Consider the following 17,502-nt stretch of genomic DNA (forward strand, 5'->3'; position numbering starts at 1 on the left):
TGTATTCCCTAAAAGTTTGGCATTCTGTCTTTTTTTATGGTGATTATTTGAAGTTATTTTGTTCATTATGAGTTAGTAAATAAAAGGAGGATTCAATGTTTATTGTATTTTTTATTCTATTAATCTTAATTATCGTTACTACAATTTTTGTAAGCATTTTGTTAAAGAAAAAACCTCTCATTTCTGTCCTTGTACTTGCGTTGATATGCGTGACTGCTCTGTTCACAAGACCTTCAGAAACTACGTACTATAATGAATTGGCAAATAAACATGGTTTGCAATGCTATGACAACGGCACATGCACTGCCGGTCAACACGTTTATACGGTAGAGCAGTTTAGCAGCCACAATTTAGGTCTTTTTACAACGTATCATTTAAAAATGACTTATGGTGGCGGTACACATTTGCGCGAAATTGATAGCATTGGAGCCTTCTACAATATTTTTACGTATACCAATAGATAAGATGCTGGGACATAAATATCACAATACTTGAAGGTGCTCCAATTGTAGTAGGGATTGTAAAAGATGCACAAGAAAATAGTGAGGATATTTTAAAAATAAGGAAATATAATAAGGACTTAGAAATTATAGATGAAGTTAATTTAAACCAGTATCCTAGTTATTTTTCTTTTACTGGTAAAAATAATAAACTATATTTATTTATGTATAGTGGAGATATTGTAGAAATAAGTAGTGATTTAAAAGTAAGCACTTTTTCTTCTGACTTTTCAGCTATAATGGATGATATAGTTAATATAGAATTCAAAAAAAATTTAATGCTAGAGAATGGAGATCTTTTGATTAATATTGTTTTAAACGCTATTGATCAAAAATTAAATTTTATAGTAAAAGTATCATTTAGTACTGGTTCTCCTCAAATGGAGATAATAGAAAATACAGCTAATAAAAATCTTTTAAATGTTGATTATGATGCCAACGAATTTTATACAGCTTCTTATAAAGAGGATAAAAATGTAATTTCTATATGGGATTCAAAAACTTTAAAAATAAAAAATAAGTTTAAGCTTGATAGTACATATAGCGTTTATTTAGTAGATAAGATAAACTAGTCTAAAATCAAATTTTGATATGCTAAAATCTGTTGCTAAACGACCATTAATTCAATACTTACGACATAGTAATAACCAACAATTTAAACATATTTTAGATTTATTAAATTTAGCGATTTGGCAACTACCCAGCCTCTCTTCACGATTAGAAGAGGGGTTTTTTAGTACGCTGAGCATGTGCTATAACCTGTTATTTATATATTGCACAAGTGAAATTAATACACTACAAAAAACGAATTCGATATCATCTAACTAAGTATCATTAACGAGAATCAGCTATATTTATAGTGTTCACATCTGTTCAATCAAGCATCGGCCAACCTAGAGATGCTTTGAATGTAGTAATCCTCAAATACTTCATTTTCTATGGTGATTACCCAAAAGTTATGTAACTTTTTTTTATAAAACAAGTCTAATTAAGAAAATATAACTTTACTGGAAGTTCTAATAGTAATGAAGTTACTTATCAAATATTATGCACATATAATTTGATAAAAAGCTGACTTTATTACCTTTAAAATACAGTACGATGGGGGTTATACATAAGGATTTATCAAGTAGCAATGCGTTTGATAGAAAATGTTCATGGAGATTTGGAAATAGCCTTTTCTTTCTATGAAGCTTTTGAAGGAGAGGGGTTAGCACTCTAGTACCGAATTCAACACTTTTCGATAAAAATCCCACATTTTAGGGTTTTTTCGTGTTAAGATGTTAAAGACTATGGAATGTGAAAAAGGAGATTAGCATGTTTAAGAAACTTAGAAATACATGTATTGTATCGGCAGTTGCTTTGGCTACTATTTTGCCTGGACAAGCATCTGCAACAGCTATTAGTAAAGATGGAATTCAGATAAAAAACAATGTTTCGATTACGATTAATGGAGAGACGATTAGTGTCAATGACCCTATCTTAAATAAATCGGATTTCTTATTATTACCGATGCGTGCATTATATGAAGCTATTGGTGCGAATGTGGAGTGGAATAAGGATACATTGACAGCGTCAGCTACTCGAAATGGTAAGCTTGTCGATTTAACGATTGACTCTATGAACGCATTAGTAGATGGGGAAGAGGTGGCGATGGATGTCGCACCGTTTATGTATAAGGACCGAACTTATATGCCATTACGCTTTGTCAGTGAAAACTTTGATGGCACTGTGAATTGGGACCCCGATACTCAAAGTGTAGATATTACGTTATCTGATGAAACACCAGAGCAACCTCAAGAAAACCCATATATTTTACATATTAATAATCATCGCATTGTGATGAAAGATCCAATTGTGATGAAGCAATCAAGATCCTACATCCCAGCGAATTATATATATGAATACCTTGATGATTCAACAGGTATGTGGCTACCAGATAACTCTTTTGAATTACAAATAGCTGGCATGAGCTTTGTTTTTAAGGATAACAGTAATCAAGTTTTAGTGAATAATGAAGTTGTCACTTTAGAAGAGGTTCCTTTTGTTCAAAAAGGGAAGATGTACGTTCCTATTACCTTTGTAGTGAATGCATTAGGCGGAAACTTGCGTTATATAAGTGAAAAACGAGAAATGTATTTATATGTCTATCATTATATGTATACAAGCTCTTTCCTTGAAAAATCATTTGGCTCAACAGCTTATCCAGAAGCCGTTCCTTCTGCACGTTTAGAGGGAGATCGTGATTTATTTATTAGTGACAACCCAGAAACTTTAACACGTAAATTAGTTCCTAAATCTAATGCTACGCTTGCACAATACGATGTGAATGCAACAGCAGCAACGAATAAGCACCGTATTTTTGGTTGGCATTATAACACATTAGGGACAGATGTGAAGCTTGGGATTACGGTTCAAAATAAATCTACTACAGAGAGTATTAAGGTAACAGAATCGAAGGGCATTAACCAAAAAACTGGGAACAGCTGGGTAGGCCACGATATTGGTTTAACGATTGCTGATGCTGTTTTAAATAACAAGCTTCAAAGATCAACAAGTAAAGGTACTGTGATTGCACCAGGAGAAACAAAGGTCATTGAAACATACGATTTAGAATACGACTATATCATTGGTTTTTTACATGATCTAGATATCCAAGCGGCTAACGGCGGAAAGCCAGAGTATACAATTCGTACAGTGCTTACAAAGGATAATAGTGACTTAAGAACGATTCAATCAGAGCAGGTTGCTGTTGATGAATATGCTAAACATCCAAGGGGGGCGTGGCCAAGTGCTACAATTCTAGCAGAGCTACCAGCCTATACAGTAGATTCTCCTGAGGTAGGCTATAACATTTCTAACGGCCGTACAGACCATTTACAAACGGCTGAAAATTCCTTCTCTCAGATTAATGGAGCAGTAGGTAATCCAGGTCATTTTGGCATGAACTATAAGGTGTCGATTCCAGTGGTAAATTCATCTGGCACATCAAAAACGATTAAGATGAAATTAGCTGGTCGTGGTGGTTTATATAGTGGTGCTATTAAGGTCAATGGCAAGGTATATTTAGTGCCTTCTTTACGAGTAGGAACAGAATATGTTGAGCTGCCAGAGTACACAATTGATGGTTCATCAGGAACAATTGAATTAGAACTAATGCATGCTGGTGGTGTCAATCTTCCAGTAGCTATCTATGTAGGAACAAAATAAAAAAGTCACTGGCACGGGTCATGTGACATGAGATCGTGCCATACTTTGAATATATTCGGAGTGAAGAAATTGGCAAGGAAACTAGTAACAATTATTGTAGCCCTATTTGTGCTTATACTAACAGTTAGCCCAATCGATGGCCAAGCAGCTGGTTTAGGCAATAAAGTCAGTGAAGTTAAAACGGAGGTTTCACCACAGGTAACACATATACAGCAAAGCTATACTTCAGGTTCTATTCGTGAGTTTGTAAATGTTTTAGATGTTAATTTAAATAATACATATACAAAATTAGAAATCGGTATGCCCAATCCTATTAATTCATTAAAAACAACATCAGCCATGGCAAAGCAAAATACGTATGATGGACATCGTGTTGTGGGAGCTGTCAATGCTTCTTACTTTTTAGGTAATGGTATGCCTGCGAACTTGTTAGCGGAAAAAAATGAAATAGTGAACTATGGTATTTTAGGAGATACCTATGATAGCCCAACACAAAAACCAGTTGCGTTTGGTTTATCAAAATCAGGGAAAGCGATAGCAGATTATTATACAACAAATCTAACGTTCCAAGTGAATGGCAAAAGCTATCCTATTGATCTCATTAATAGTGAACGAGGAACGAATAAAACAGTTTTATATACACCTGAAAAAAGAACGACAGGTACGAATACATGGGGTGTAGAATTAGTGGTGACAGGTGCTAGCCAAGATACAAATGTCTTGCATTTTGGTGACCAGTTTTCAGGCACAGTTTCGCATATAACAGCCTATGGGGCAGAAGGTAACTCATCTGTACCAGCGGATGGCTTTGTTATTTCTGTTCAAAATAAAGAGTTAGCTGCTGAATTAAGTACAATTACTTCAGGCACGAATGTGGATGTAAGCTTATCCATTGATCAAAAATGGATGGATGCTCAATTCATTTTAGCTGCTGGACCAATGCTAGTGCGAAACGGCAAAGTAGATATTTCGATGCCGACGAATTCTGGTTTTGCTTCAACACGTAGTCCACGTACAGCAGTTGCAGTGGATGCCACTGGTACGAAGGTATCTCTTGTAACAATTGATGGTCGCATAAGCGGTCACAGTAATGGTGTGAATTTATCAGATTTAGCTTCTCATTTAATTTCAATGGGCGCTTCTTCGGCTATTAACTTAGATGGAGGCGGCTCTACAGCGATGGTCGTGCGTAATCCAGGTGGCTATTTTGCCAACCTAGTGAACAGACCATCAGAGGGCAGTGAACGTCGTGTATCAGCCATTTTGCAGGTTGTGAATACAGCGCCACCAGGACAAGCAAAATCGATTACATTAAGTAGTGTAAGTCAAGTAATGAAAGGTTCGTCTGTAGATATGCAGGTAGCAAGTGCCTATGATCAATACTTGAATCCGATGACGATCAACCCAGCCAATATGAAATGGACTGTGGAAGGAAATATCGGAAAAATGGATGGGGCAACCTTTACCGCTACACAAAAAGGTGAAGGGAAAATTATCGCAGAATATGAAGGTATTCGTACGTCTACACCTGTAAAAGTAATAGACTTAGCAGAAAAACCTATCGTACTAGATAGCTTCGATAATGCGTCATCTTGGACAACTGAAGTGGCAAAAGCCAATGCTTCATTAGCAAGCTCTAAAGAGTATGCTAGACAGGGAACTGCTAGCTTACAATTAAACTATGATTTTACGACAGCAGGTACAGGCACAAAAGCGGCCTATATGGTTGCTAAGACACCAATTGCTATGACAGGTCAGCCTAAAAACATCGGTCTTTGGGTATTTGGTGATGGCGGTAAGCATTGGCTAAGAGGTGTAGTTGTTGATGGTTCTGGCGCTAAGCATACGATTGATTTCACAAGTCAGGGCGGTTTAGACTGGAATGGCTGGAAGTACGTTACGGCGAATATTCCGAGTGATTTAGCGCAACCATTGAAATTTGAACGTTTATATGTTGCTCAACCAACAGCGTCTCTTCAAAAGAAAGGGCAGCTATACTTCGATCAATTACAGGCTGTCTATAAAGATAATCATGAGGAATTAATTTATACAGATGTTGCAAAAGGACATTGGGCATTTTCTGAAATCCAAAGCCTAAACAATAAATCGCTTATTAAAGGGTATGCCAATGGAACATTTAAGCCAGAAGCATCGATTACTCGTGCAGAGGCAGCGACAATCATTGCTAGAGCTTTAAATCTAACAACGACGAAGGATTCAAGCTTTAAAGATGTGAGTAAAGGTCACTATGCTTACAGTGCCATTGCTGCCGTAGAGCAGGCTGGTATTATTAAAGGGCAAGAAGCAGGGAAGTTTAATCCAAATGGACAGCTTTCACGTGCAGAAATGGCTGCGATTTTAACAAGAGCGTATAAATTAACAGGTACAAGTAAGGTAAGCTTCACAGATGTTAAATCAACACATTGGGCATATAGCAATATCCAAGCACTTGTGGCGAATAATTTAACTGGAGGTTTCCCAGACAATACATTTAGACCAGATGCACAAATTACACGTGCTCAATTTGCAAGCTTCTTAAATAGATGCTTATCATTAAAATAATATTGATGAATCCCCTGTAGCTACTACAGAGGATTCGTTCGTAGCAAAAAAATCCGCTTAGCTCATAAGAGAGCGAAGCGGATTTTTTATTTAGAATACAATGTATTTCACATATTGTTTCCAAGTTAAATCTTTAAAATGGCTCCATTGTATTTTCTCAACAGGCAATGTGCGGAAGGTATAGGCTGCAATATTACGTTTCTCATTAGAGAGCATTGGCGTGCCTTCCTCTACATAGTCCATAAAAATAGCGGATTTCGCTGTGTTAAATTGCACATTGATATCGATCAGCTGGATTTTGCCCTCCTGATTGATAATATAAAGCTTTTTATTTCCTTTTTTAGTCGTCGCTAGCCACGATTTATCGACTTTGTAAGAATCGAATGCTTCATTGACAATAATGGATGCCTTGCCTGTAGTTGAAAATGGGATGTCCTCTAATGGAGCATCTTGCTGTAACGTTACTTCATAATTTGTTGGCTGTGGTAAAGCTGCTGTTTTGGCTAGCTCATTTGCCCAAAATGTATGATCATCTGTAGCGATCATTTGTTTTTCTAAAACCACACCTGATAAGGCATCTTTAACATGTTTGACTTTAAAATCAACGGTTTGGCCTTCCTGTACCTTTTGCCATTCCTTTTCTGATAAATAGGCATACATTGCTTTTTCATTAGAATAGATTTCAAACGTTACTGTACCAGCTTCTTCTTTAATGGCAGATATGATACCGTCAATAGGGCTGACAATGCCTTGTCGAGATTGAATTTGTGTAATTTGTGCTTCAATTAGCGCAATTTGACGATTTGTTTCGGCAATATGTCGATTTAACAGTGCAACGGCTGTCGATGCTGAATTTTGTTGAGCAAGCTCTAATTTTAGCGTAACAGATAGTTTATCATTGATTTGGTCCGTATTAATCGAGCTTTTCGGATTAGAGCCATCTCCATATTCATCCTCAATTTGGTCGAGTGCATCCTGTAAATCACTTAATTCTGTTTCATAGGCAGTACGTTCTGATTCAAGCTTTGTTATCTCTTCATCTACCTCATCAGTTTGATAGGTAGCAAGCAAATCATTCATCATCACTTCCTGACCACGCTTTACATTCACAGCCGATAAGCTAGTTGCATCAGCCGTAATCGTAAATGTTTCAGCAGGTGCTACAATCGTTTCTTTATTGACACGCTCAGTATTTGTGCCGATATAAGCTTTTTGAAACTCGTCGATAAAGTAGGATCGTGTGATGTTGCTATCATTCTTGAACACTAAATAAGCATTTATACCGATTACTAGCATCGCCAACACAATGGTCATACTTGTCCATGGTCTTGCTTTGATAAATGCCATCATCCTAACCCCCTAGCAATCCATTCTTTTATTGGTAGCACACTAATCATCCCAACAAATAAGGCCATAAATAGTTGTACACCAATCAATTTGACTACTAATATTTTTCTACTAGCTGCTTCCTCCCATTTAGATAGGAATAGATACTGCACAATAATGATTAAAACGGTCGTTACTGTCAATTGGTTGATGCTAAATAAGACGAAATCTGTTTCAATCACCTGTAGGGCAGCTGGAGCTAATGAGAAGAATGAAAACATTGTTGTATAGCCTACTGCGTAGAAAACAGCAAAGAGAATTGCTTTTTCGATTAATAAGAAGGCAACAACATAAAGCTGGACTTTTTTAATCCAAGAGTAAGGAATGTCCGTTAATAGATGTAATAGATAGGTAACCCCATAATAATGGAAGCAAAAATAGACGATTGCCCATAATACAGCACCGAGCATGGAAAGTACGCGTGCTACAAAATAATCATTTTGTTGATCCATTGCGAATAGGGTCGTTAAATTTTCCGTCCCCATTCCCCAATATTCGCGTACAGCATACAACAGGATAAATAAAATAAACACTGATAATACGCGTTTCTTATATCCGATGACCTCACCTTCCTCTACTATGTTTGTAAAGTAGGTAGGATTTTTTAAGCTATGCCAGAACTTATAATGGTAAAACATAAACAGCGTCCTTTCTTCCAAAATAGGATTTCAAAGTTGTAGTATACACCTTGTAAAAAGATTATGACATATGAAATTAGCTGTTTTTTTTCATTAATTTCGTAGAAAAAAACATATGCCGTCATTACATGTCGGTTGATGTAAACATCACATAAATCTATTGTATAGTATAATTGAAATAACTTCCTGTTTTTCTAGCTAGTAAATTTGAAAAATTATTTTTGATACTCATAATTTTGTAAATATACTAGAATGTCTTGAAAACATGATATTTATACCGATACTAAAGTAATGATTATCAATTACACTTTGCTGTAATTACGTCCGGATTTTTTCGAGCTTGCTCGAAACGTTTTTTTTCAAAATCTGTGACATCCGCCAGAGGTATTGGGGCTACATGATGCTGGTCACACACCTTCATTACTACAAGACGCACCACATTTAGACGGTGTTCCCTTATTTCGGTGGGCATTTAATTAATCGATGAAAAAAGTAAAACAAGAATTTAACTCTGTCTAGTGGAAGGGGATAAATTCTGAATCAAGATAATTGAAAATGAACATAATCATTTTCCCATACATAAAAGATGAAAGGGTGGTTCGATTGAATCGAAAATTGACAGCAGGGGTCATAACAAGTCTTTTACTTGCACCTACGGCTATAGCGAATGCACAGGAAAATGATGCGCAAACTCGTGTGACACCACAGACAGAGCAAGTTGGCTATGCCAACGTGGTAGCAGCTGCTACGACAAGAGAGCAGCTCATTGCAGAATTTGGTAAGTTATCTGAAATTTCTTCAGGTGATGAGATGGTGATTGCAGAAGGAAATCTCATTGTTGTACAAAATTCTGGAGATTTTCATGCTGATGAAAAAGCAATTATAAAAGCGAAGTATGAATATGTAGTAAAACATCGCGAGCTATTAACAAAGCTTAAAGGAATGGGCAATAAAGTTAATGGAATTTTGTATTCAAGTAAAACGTTTTTTGAAGAAGTTGAAGCTGTAAATGACGAATATGTTAAATTTTTAGGAGAAAAAGAACCAACAGATACAACATCCTATCTATATGTACAAGCTCAATTTAAACAGGCCGTTGATACAGCGCTTATAAATAACGCAAGTAGTATTGCTCCTACTATGCGTAACTCGGTGTTGCAATATGGTTATGATAAGGCAGCACGTGATGCGTATTTTGGCAAAAAAGGACTGGACGTTGGAAAACTATCAAAATTAGGTAAGGATGTAGAAGCTACTGAATTGATTGCTAGCGAGCTAGTGGATTTAGTTAATTTATTGGAGAGTTCTGCAAATTTTGAAGATATTTCGACTGCACTAAACAGTTTTACAACTGGATATAATACCTTAACTGCAGATCAAAAGAAGGTGGTTGAAGCTTATAATCCAAACGATGCTTCCGTAACGCCCTTCAAAAAATATAAGGACGCTCTAACGAGTCAGTCTGCTGTAGAAAAAGTTATTTTAAGTATTAATCAGCTGAAAGCAAAACAACCATCTGAATTCACATCAGCAACAAATTTCATTAGTGCGGTATCGTCTGTTGAAAAAGCATATAACAGCCTTGATACGGCATCAAAAAATTTGGTGACAAACGCTTCTATACTTGAAGAGTATAAAAAAGCGGCTGAAATTTCCAAGCGAATTTCAGCACTACGTGTATCAAGTGATGCTGCTTATCGTACAGAAGTAGCTTCAATTAAAGATATTTATGATAATCAATTAACCCTAGAAAAGGGATATATAAAGAATGCGGCTGATTTTGAAATAGCGGTCGCGAATATTGCTTCTGCACAACAGATTGAAGGACTCATCTTGGCAATTGCAGGTGCTTCAGATAAAGTACAAGCAATTAAAGATGCTCGAACTGCTTATGATGCTCCTCCAGCACCATCTGGAACAACAATCAATGCGGCAAATGTCAAAAAAATTGTTAATAATCTAGCAGAGTTAACGAAGTGGGAAAAGGTTTATAACGCGTCTTTAACTGTGGATAAATTAATCGATAGTATTGATCCAACAGCTTCTACTTTTGAAAGCAAGACATTAGCTGCACAGGCTGCTTTCGATAAGCTTGGAGAAAGTGAAAAGACGTTAGTTCAAGGCACAAATAAACTAACTCTGTTTTTCAAATATGCGGATGTATCTAAAAAAGTGAATGCACTGAATTCTTCTGTGTCTGACTACAACGCACAGCTTGCAACATTGAAAACTGCAGTTGCTGCTTTAGATGCTTCGGGCAGTGAATATGCAGCAGCGCTTGATAATATCAAAGATAAACTCAATGAAAAATTAACAGCTCTTACAAACGAAGCATCAGCAGTAACAGATGTTATGAGCAAGATAGACAGTTTAAATACATCATCTAATCTCGTACAGGATATGCTAGATGCTCGTTCAGCTTATAATGCTCTACCATCAGCAGCAAAAAGTCGTGTAACGAACATTAAAGTTTTAACAGATTTTGAAAAATCACATAAAGCTGTTGTGAATGTCATCTCACTCTTTGAAAAACTTGATCCATCTTCTAAAAGCTATATTTCCAAAGCGAAGTCAGCTTTTACTGCTTATGCAAAGCTAGATGACAATAATAAAGTATATGTAAAAAATTACAAGGATTTAAAAGATATAGTACCAGTTGTAGATGTCATTGTTCAAATTAATGCTTTAAATCCTTCTAAAAAAACGTATAAAGTGGATGTAACAAAAGCAACGGAGACATACGCAGCATTAGCAGATGCAACACTTCAAGGGAAGGTTGTCAATTATGCTGACCTAATAAAAGCACAGGGGTATATCGATACAGCCAAAAACTTTGATGCCCGTGTCGCAGCATTGGCGAATGAGAATCCTGACACATTTGTCAAAAAGGTAGCCGACCTAGCTGCAGAATATAAGACGATGGATAAAAATGTGAAAAAGCTGGTGGAAGAGTACAAAACGTTAAGTGCGTATGAAAAAAACAATAAGGCTGTAGTAAAGGTTATTCAAATGATTGATGCCTTAAATCCAACAAGTAAGGATTATACGAAAAAGGTACTTGCTGCTCGCAAAGCCTATAATGCACTTGATACAGTATCTCAAAAACGAGTGACGAACTATGATAATCTGACAGCAGTTGAGGATGTAGCTTCTTTGATTGGTCTTATTGCTTCATTAAAGCCAACGAGTAAAACATTCTATCAGGATATGAAAACAGCTCGTGAGCTTTATGATTCACTACCTGAAGCGAAACAACAAGCTATCATCAACTATGATGCTCTGGTGGCAGCAGAAAATGAACAGGGCTTAGCGCAGAGCGTGATTGAGCTTATTAATTTAACAGAAGAACAAGATGCAGACTATTTAACGAAGCTGATGAATGCACGAGTAGCCTATGATAAGCTGTCATCGAATCAAAAGAAATTAGTGACAAATATTAAAGATTTAACAACACGTGAAAAAGCGGTTAAGCCGATTTTAAGTGTGATGGTTCAAATTAATGAACTAGATCCAGAAGCGCAAAACTTTGTTAGTAAGTTTAACGCCGCACGTAAGGCCTATGACAAACTATCAAAGGATCAGAAGAAATATATTGATAATATTGATATACTCTTAAAGTTTGAGCCCGTTTCTAATGTGATGGAATTGATTAGCAAACTAAAATCTTCTAATAGTACATTCCTTCAGGATACATCACGAGCCCGTTCATTGTACGATGCACTGCCTGCTGATTTGCAGCAATATGTGACAAACTATTATTTATTGCAAGCAGCTGAGTCTAGTATTTTAGGTGCTGGGAATGTAATGCAGATGATCAATGACTTACCATCTGTTGATCCAAAGCAATATGTGAAACGTATTCAAGAGATTCGTGCGGCTTATAATGCTTTACCAAAGGATCAGCAGCGAGCTGTACAAAATTACAGAGTGCTACAAGATCAAGAGAAGCTAATTAAGCCTGTTATTACTGTGGTAGAGGATATTGACCGACTATTAACAGCCAAAGATATGAACAGCCAGTATCAAAAGATTTTAAAAGCCTATGATAAGCTCAATGCCGATCAAAGACGCTATGTCTATAACGACCAGCTATTGCTATCATTAGACAACGTGATAAAAGTTTATAATAGCATTGCTAACTTGAATCCGAAGGATAAGTTCTACTTTGGTATGATCGAAGCGGTGCGTAGAGAGTATGATAGCTTGAATACAATAGATAAACAGCGTATTTCCAACTACTCTATTTTATTAGAGGCAGAGAAAAGCATGGCTGACGTCAAGAAAGTGGTTGAGTTAATAGCAGGACTTTCACCAAGCTCGCCAACCTATATTGAAGATGTGGCTAATGCAGTTGCTGCTTATAAAGCGCTGGATTCAAAAGTACGAGGACAAGTCATCAATGAGGATGTATTAAAGCAGGCTGAAAAAGATGTGGCAGCTGTTTTGAAAGTTGTCCAAGCCATTGGCGGCATTGATCCAGAAAGCTCATCCTTCGAGAAAAAAGTATTAGCTGCTCAAAAAGATTATAGTAATTTATCGATTGAGCAACAGGGGTTAGTTTATAATTTCCGCATTTTAGAAGAATATCTAAAAATGATACAATAGTCTGACGAAAAAGGAGTTTCCCCAATGAAGATTGCGGGAAAACTCCTTTTATAACGAGAAAATAATGGTTCTACTTATAAATTTCCAAAAAAGTGAAACTATATCAGATGAAATTCGTATCTTATAATGTGCTTACTTATTTTTATTGCATCATGGATACATATTCATTTGACAGAGTGAGGAGGTAGCCCTGTTGAAAAAAATACTTTGTATAGTGGTCCTTTCAATAGCTGCAACCATAGGAAGTTTAACTAATTCAAGTCAGGTAGAAGCTGCATCTGCAAAAGCTGTAGATGTGACTAGTTCATATTGGGCAAATGCTTCCATTCAACATATGCTCACTAAACAATATATGACTACATATAACGATCATACATTTAAGCCTGAGCAAGCTATTACGAGGGCTGAGGCTGCCGCTACCATTGCTCGTTCTCTCCAGGTAAATGTAGACATTGCGAATTCCGCAAAATTTAAGGATGTTCCTGCAACACATCCATATTACAAGGAAATTTGTCAGCTCGTTCAGCTAGGTGTTATTCAAAAAGGTGATGAATTTCATCCAGAAGAGCCTTTGAAGCGAATGCAGGTAGCGAAAATGCTAACACTTGCCTATCAGTTTAAAGTAGATAGCAAAAACAACAGCCAGTTTGCAGATATTGCTAGCACACATTGGGCAAAGGACTATATCGAATCCTTAGCAGATATAGGCATTGTTAGTGGAGTGGATACAAAACATTTTGCACCGGACCAATTGGTGACGCGTGCACAGTTTGCTGTTTTTGTTGAGCGCAGCATAAATTTTCAGCAAAAGATAAAGAAGCTGGAAGTAGCCTATGATTATTTAGCGAAGCAATATATCCCAACAAAAAACCTTTCTACAGAATGGTCTAAAAAGGTCATTGAATTAATCAATGTGGAAAGAAAAAAGAATAAGCTAGAAACGGTTGTCTATGATCCAGAGCTGACACAAATCGCGATTATCAAAGCACAGGACATGGTGAATCGCCATTATTTTGAACATGTTTCTCCATTTTATGGTGCACCTTGGGATTTAGCGACATTATTTGATTACGATTACACAAGCTTTGGCGAGAATATTGCCAGAAATATAAAAACACCTGAAATTGCTGTAAAGGCGTGGATGGCTTCCACTAGTCATCGAGAGAATATTTTAAAAGAACATTATACAAATACAGGTGTTGCGATAGCACAGGACATCAAAGGAAATTACTATTGGGTTCAAATGTTCTCTAGTCAATAAGTTGTTGTGTAACAAAGAGTCTCTAATATTACAGGAATGTTACGAAAGATCCAAAATACGATAAAAAAATTTCCTTTTGAACGCTGGAAATACCACCAAACGTTGGTATTACAGCGTTTTTTTGCTGTCTAAAACCGTTACACAATTGAAAAATAACAATCGCTTTTTTTGTGATAGTCTATGTATAGGCAAAAAAGTTTTGAGAGGGGTATAACAAAAGTATGAATAAGAAATGGTTATTACCGATTTTTGCATCTTTTATGTTATTTTCAACAGCTCATATAAACACTGCTGAGGCAGCGACTAAAGCAGATGTAACTGATACAGCTTCTAAATACGTAGGTATTCCATATAAATACGGCGGTACAACAACAAGTGGTTTTGATTGCTCTGGCTTTACTTCTAAAGTATTTTCAGATTTAGGCATTCAATTAAATCGCACATCTGGCTCACAGTATCAACAAGGTACTGCAGTAGCGAAAAGTGATTTGCAAGTTGGCGATTTACTATTTTTCAATACAAGTGGTAGTGGTATTTCACATGTGGCTATATACATAGGTGACGGTAAAATGATCCACTCTCAAACTGGTCAAGGCGTAAGTTATTCAAGTGTGAATGATCCATACTATTGGAGCTCTCGTTATGTAGGTGCTAAACGCGTTGCGACATTTGATACACAACAGCAAGCAGAAGTTAAACAAGCAGCAATTGACTTTTCAGTATATGCTTCTCGCGCAGAGGTAGCTGTCCAAATTGCGAAAGCTTTGAACTTAGATACATCTGATACAAATGCTGGTTTTGTAGACGTAAAACCATCCAATGCCCATGCAGGTGCAATCGCAGCTGTGGCAAAACTAGGCATCTTTGAAGGCGATGCGAATGGTAAATTCAACCCGTCTTCACCAATTACACGCGCACAAATTGCTAAGGTATTAGTGGTAGCATTTGGCCTTGAAAACAATGGTGGAAGTGTAGCATTTAGCGATGTACCTCAAAATAGCTGGGCTAATGGATATATTTCGACTTTAGCATCAAATGGTATTACAAATGGCGATGGAGAAGGTAGCTTCGGTTCAGATGAGTTACTTAAAATCGACCAACTAAAAGTATTTATCAAACGAATTCAACAATAAGTTCATAAAGTTAACACTTTAATTGTGTTATAGATTGCAAGAATTGATCTTTTGAATAGCGTATAATGGAAGAAGGGTTTGCAATCGCAGACTCTTCTATTTTTATGATAATTTTGTAGGAAAGGGTGTGACTTGGAAAATTAAATTTTAACAGTTCTATTGTCTGATGCATTATTTAGCTAATTTTGTTAAAATGGACACGTTAAGAGAACAAGAAGGGAGGAAATAAGACATTGAACATCAAAAAAATTAGTCTTATCTTGTGCGTCTTATTGATTTCGGCTTCTATGTTTACGATACATAGTGCAAGTGTCAGTGCAGCTACCAATTCAAATATAACATTTGAAGATGTCACTAAAACACACCCAGCCTATGAAGAAATCAATTATTTAGTAAGTTTAGGTGTTATTCAAGGATACTTTGTCAATGGTAAAAGAGTATTTGGCCCAAATAACAATGTAACAAGAGGACAAGCTGCTAAGATGGTTGTGGTTGCTTCAGGTAACAAACCATTAGTTGTTAATAAATCAAGCTTTTCAGATGTTACAGTAGGCACTGAAATGTCAGGTTACATAGAGCGTGCTGTCCAATTAGGATTTTTCGACAAAAATATAAAAGGTGAATTCCTACCAAATAAGCCTCTAACTCGTGGAGAAATGAGTTATGTATTAACAAAGGCATTCAATTTAGATACTAGTGAGTATGAGGGAATTGACTCACCATTTACGGACGTAGCGATTACACATGAATATGTGAAATACATTAATACCATCTATTATAATGGTATTACGAACGGAACGGGTGATAAGTATTTACCAAATAGTACTGTGACACGTTCACAATTTTCTTTATTCGTTGCACGTGCAAAAAGTGAAAAATATCGCTTAGAACTACCTGTAAAAGGTGTACAAGTACCAGATACATCACAAGTGATTGGCTTAGTAAAAGTTACTACAGAGGGGTTAAACATCCGTAAATCAAAGGATTCCTCTTCTAGTACTAACATCGTAGGTAAAGTCAATACAGGCGGTAAATTATCAGTATATGCAGTTGAAGGCAATTGGTTAAAGGTAACTTATAAAGGGGCATTTGCCTATGTTTTTAAGCAATACACTGAATTTTTAGATGCAGATGGCAATGAGCTAGGAGCAGTCGAAAAAGAAGTTACGACAAATGGTGCTGTAAACTTATATGTGAAGCCAACATCTTCCGCAAAAGTAATTTCATCAGTTAAAGCCAACGAAAAATTGCCAGTTTACAAAACAATCGGTGGCTATTATTTAACACAAGTAAATGGTTTGCCAGGTTATATTGTAGCAAACAGTACTACGGATGCTACTGGAGAAGTAAAACCTAATCCGGATCCAACACCACCAGCTTCTGGAGATGTATTAGGTAAGGTAACGGTTGCTAACCTAAATGTACGTAGTCAAGGTAACTCAACTTCGCCAGTGCTATTTAAGCTGAACAAGGGAGAGTATGTCCAAGTTAATAGCATTAATGGTTATTGGGCAGAAATCACCTATAATGGTCAAACAGGATATGTTCATAAATCCTATTTAAAACTATTAAATCAAACAGCTAAGCCTTTACAAAATCGTATTATCATCCTAGACCCAGGTCACGGTGGTAAAGATCCAGGTACTGTAAAAGGTTCTGTTTCTGAAAAAAGCATTACATTAAAAGTCAGCACACAAGTTAAGCAATTACTAGAGAATGCTGGTGCAAAAGTTTATATGACACGTACTGGTGATACGTATCCATCATTACAAGATCGTGTAGATTTTACACAAGCAAACTATGGTGAGATTTTCGTTAGTGTCCATGTTAACTCTGCTGCCAATGCGTCAGCACAGGGTACTGAAACATATTATGCAATATCTACAGGAGATATGTATCAAGAGGACATCGATTTAGCTACATTTGTGAATAACCAAATTGTTAACAATTTAAATATGAAAAACCGTGGTGTGAAGCAAGAGCAATACTACGTCATTCGTAACATGGTCATTCCATCTATTTTAGTGGAGCTAGGATTCTTAACGAATACAGAGGATCACAATAAAATGACGAATGATCAATACGTTAAATTATTTGCAGAATCTATTTACAATGGTATTTTGCAATATTATAAGAAACAATAATAGTTGAAGAACGATTCCAAAGGGGTGCTATCTTTTGGGATCGTTTTTCTTACTTTATACATA

The 17,502-nt window shown here is 36.4% G+C and carries 10 protein-coding genes; 8 read left to right on the forward strand and 2 right to left on the reverse strand.

Annotated features, from left to right (window positions below):
- Positions 1 to 95: 95 nt before the first annotated feature.
- The 4 genes from MKY46_RS03230 (at position 96) to MKY46_RS03245 (ending at position 6,272) form a co-directional block, all read left to right on the forward strand.
- Positions 96 to 464: a hypothetical protein gene (locus MKY46_RS03230; RefSeq protein WP_101966456.1), complete on the forward strand. Its 369-nt coding sequence runs from the start codon at positions 96 to 98 to the stop codon at positions 462 to 464.
- Between the two features lie 200 nt (positions 465 to 664).
- Positions 665 to 1,072 carry a hypothetical protein gene (locus MKY46_RS03235; RefSeq protein WP_340833774.1) on the forward strand — a complete coding sequence of 136 codons (408 nt, stop codon included), beginning with the start codon at positions 665 to 667 and terminating at the stop codon, positions 1,070 to 1,072.
- A 745-nt stretch (positions 1,073 to 1,817) separates the two neighbouring features.
- Positions 1,818 to 3,710, forward strand: coding sequence for a stalk domain-containing protein (locus MKY46_RS03240; protein ID WP_036124295.1), 1,893 nt, complete (start codon positions 1,818 to 1,820; stop codon positions 3,708 to 3,710).
- A gap of 60 nt (positions 3,711 to 3,770) precedes the next feature.
- Positions 3,771 to 6,272, forward strand: coding sequence for an S-layer homology domain-containing protein (locus tag MKY46_RS03245; protein WP_340835628.1), 2,502 nt, complete (start codon positions 3,771 to 3,773; stop codon positions 6,270 to 6,272).
- Positions 6,273 to 6,362: 90 nt separating this feature from the next.
- On the opposite strand, the gene MKY46_RS03250 is transcribed toward MKY46_RS03245, so the two are convergent.
- Positions 6,363 to 7,619: an HlyD family secretion protein gene (locus MKY46_RS03250; RefSeq protein WP_089932955.1), complete on the reverse strand. Its 1,257-nt coding sequence runs from the start codon at positions 7,617 to 7,619 to the stop codon at positions 6,363 to 6,365.
- On the reverse strand, positions 7,619 to 8,296 hold the full coding sequence (locus tag MKY46_RS03255) for a hypothetical protein (RefSeq protein ID WP_058845006.1): 678 nt from the start codon (positions 8,294 to 8,296) through the stop codon (positions 7,619 to 7,621). The genes MKY46_RS03250 and MKY46_RS03255 overlap by 1 nt, the downstream gene beginning before the upstream one ends.
- Positions 8,297 to 8,890: 594 nt before the next feature.
- On the opposite strand from MKY46_RS03255, the gene MKY46_RS03260 reads away from it, so the two are divergent.
- The 4 genes from MKY46_RS03260 (at position 8,891) to MKY46_RS03275 (ending at position 17,439) form a co-directional block, all read left to right on the forward strand.
- Positions 8,891 to 12,901, forward strand: a complete 4,011-nt coding sequence (locus MKY46_RS03260; protein ID WP_340835630.1) for a cell wall-binding protein — start codon at positions 8,891 to 8,893, stop codon at positions 12,899 to 12,901.
- 193 nt (positions 12,902 to 13,094) lie between these two features.
- A complete protein-coding gene (locus MKY46_RS03265; RefSeq protein ID WP_036124284.1) occupies positions 13,095 to 14,162 on the forward strand; it encodes a CAP and S-layer homology domain-containing protein in 1,068 nt (355 codons plus the stop codon).
- A gap of 221 nt (positions 14,163 to 14,383) precedes the next feature.
- Complete coding sequence (locus MKY46_RS03270) at positions 14,384 to 15,295, forward strand: C40 family peptidase (RefSeq protein WP_036124282.1); 912 nt, start codon at positions 14,384 to 14,386, stop codon at positions 15,293 to 15,295.
- A gap of 233 nt (positions 15,296 to 15,528) precedes the next feature.
- Positions 15,529 to 17,439, forward strand: coding sequence for an N-acetylmuramoyl-L-alanine amidase (locus MKY46_RS03275; protein WP_036124280.1), 1,911 nt, complete (start codon positions 15,529 to 15,531; stop codon positions 17,437 to 17,439).
- Positions 17,440 to 17,502: the final 63 nt, after the last annotated feature.

It is taken from the genome of Lysinibacillus sp. FSL M8-0355 (genome assembly GCF_038008985.1).
Taxonomy (GTDB): Bacteria; Bacillota; Bacilli; order Bacillales_A; family Planococcaceae; genus Lysinibacillus; species Lysinibacillus fusiformis_D.

Bases quoted from the DNA above. Each gene is read 5' to 3' on its own strand.
- MKY46_RS03230 (WP_101966456.1), top strand. From the start codon at position 96: ATGTTTATTGTATTTTTTATTCTATTAATCTTAATTATCGTTACTACA.
- MKY46_RS03235 (WP_340833774.1), top strand. From the start codon at position 665: ATGTATAGTGGAGATATTGTAGAAATAAGTAGTGATTTAAAAGTAAGC.
- MKY46_RS03240 (WP_036124295.1), top strand. From the start codon at position 1,818: ATGTTTAAGAAACTTAGAAATACATGTATTGTATCGGCAGTTGCTTTG.
- MKY46_RS03250 (WP_089932955.1), bottom strand. From the start codon at position 7,619: ATGGCATTTATCAAAGCAAGACCATGGACAAGTATGACCATTGTGTTG.
- MKY46_RS03255 (WP_058845006.1), bottom strand. From the start codon at position 8,296: ATGTTTTACCATTATAAGTTCTGGCATAGCTTAAAAAATCCTACCTAC.
- MKY46_RS03270 (WP_036124282.1), top strand. From the start codon at position 14,384: ATGAATAAGAAATGGTTATTACCGATTTTTGCATCTTTTATGTTATTT.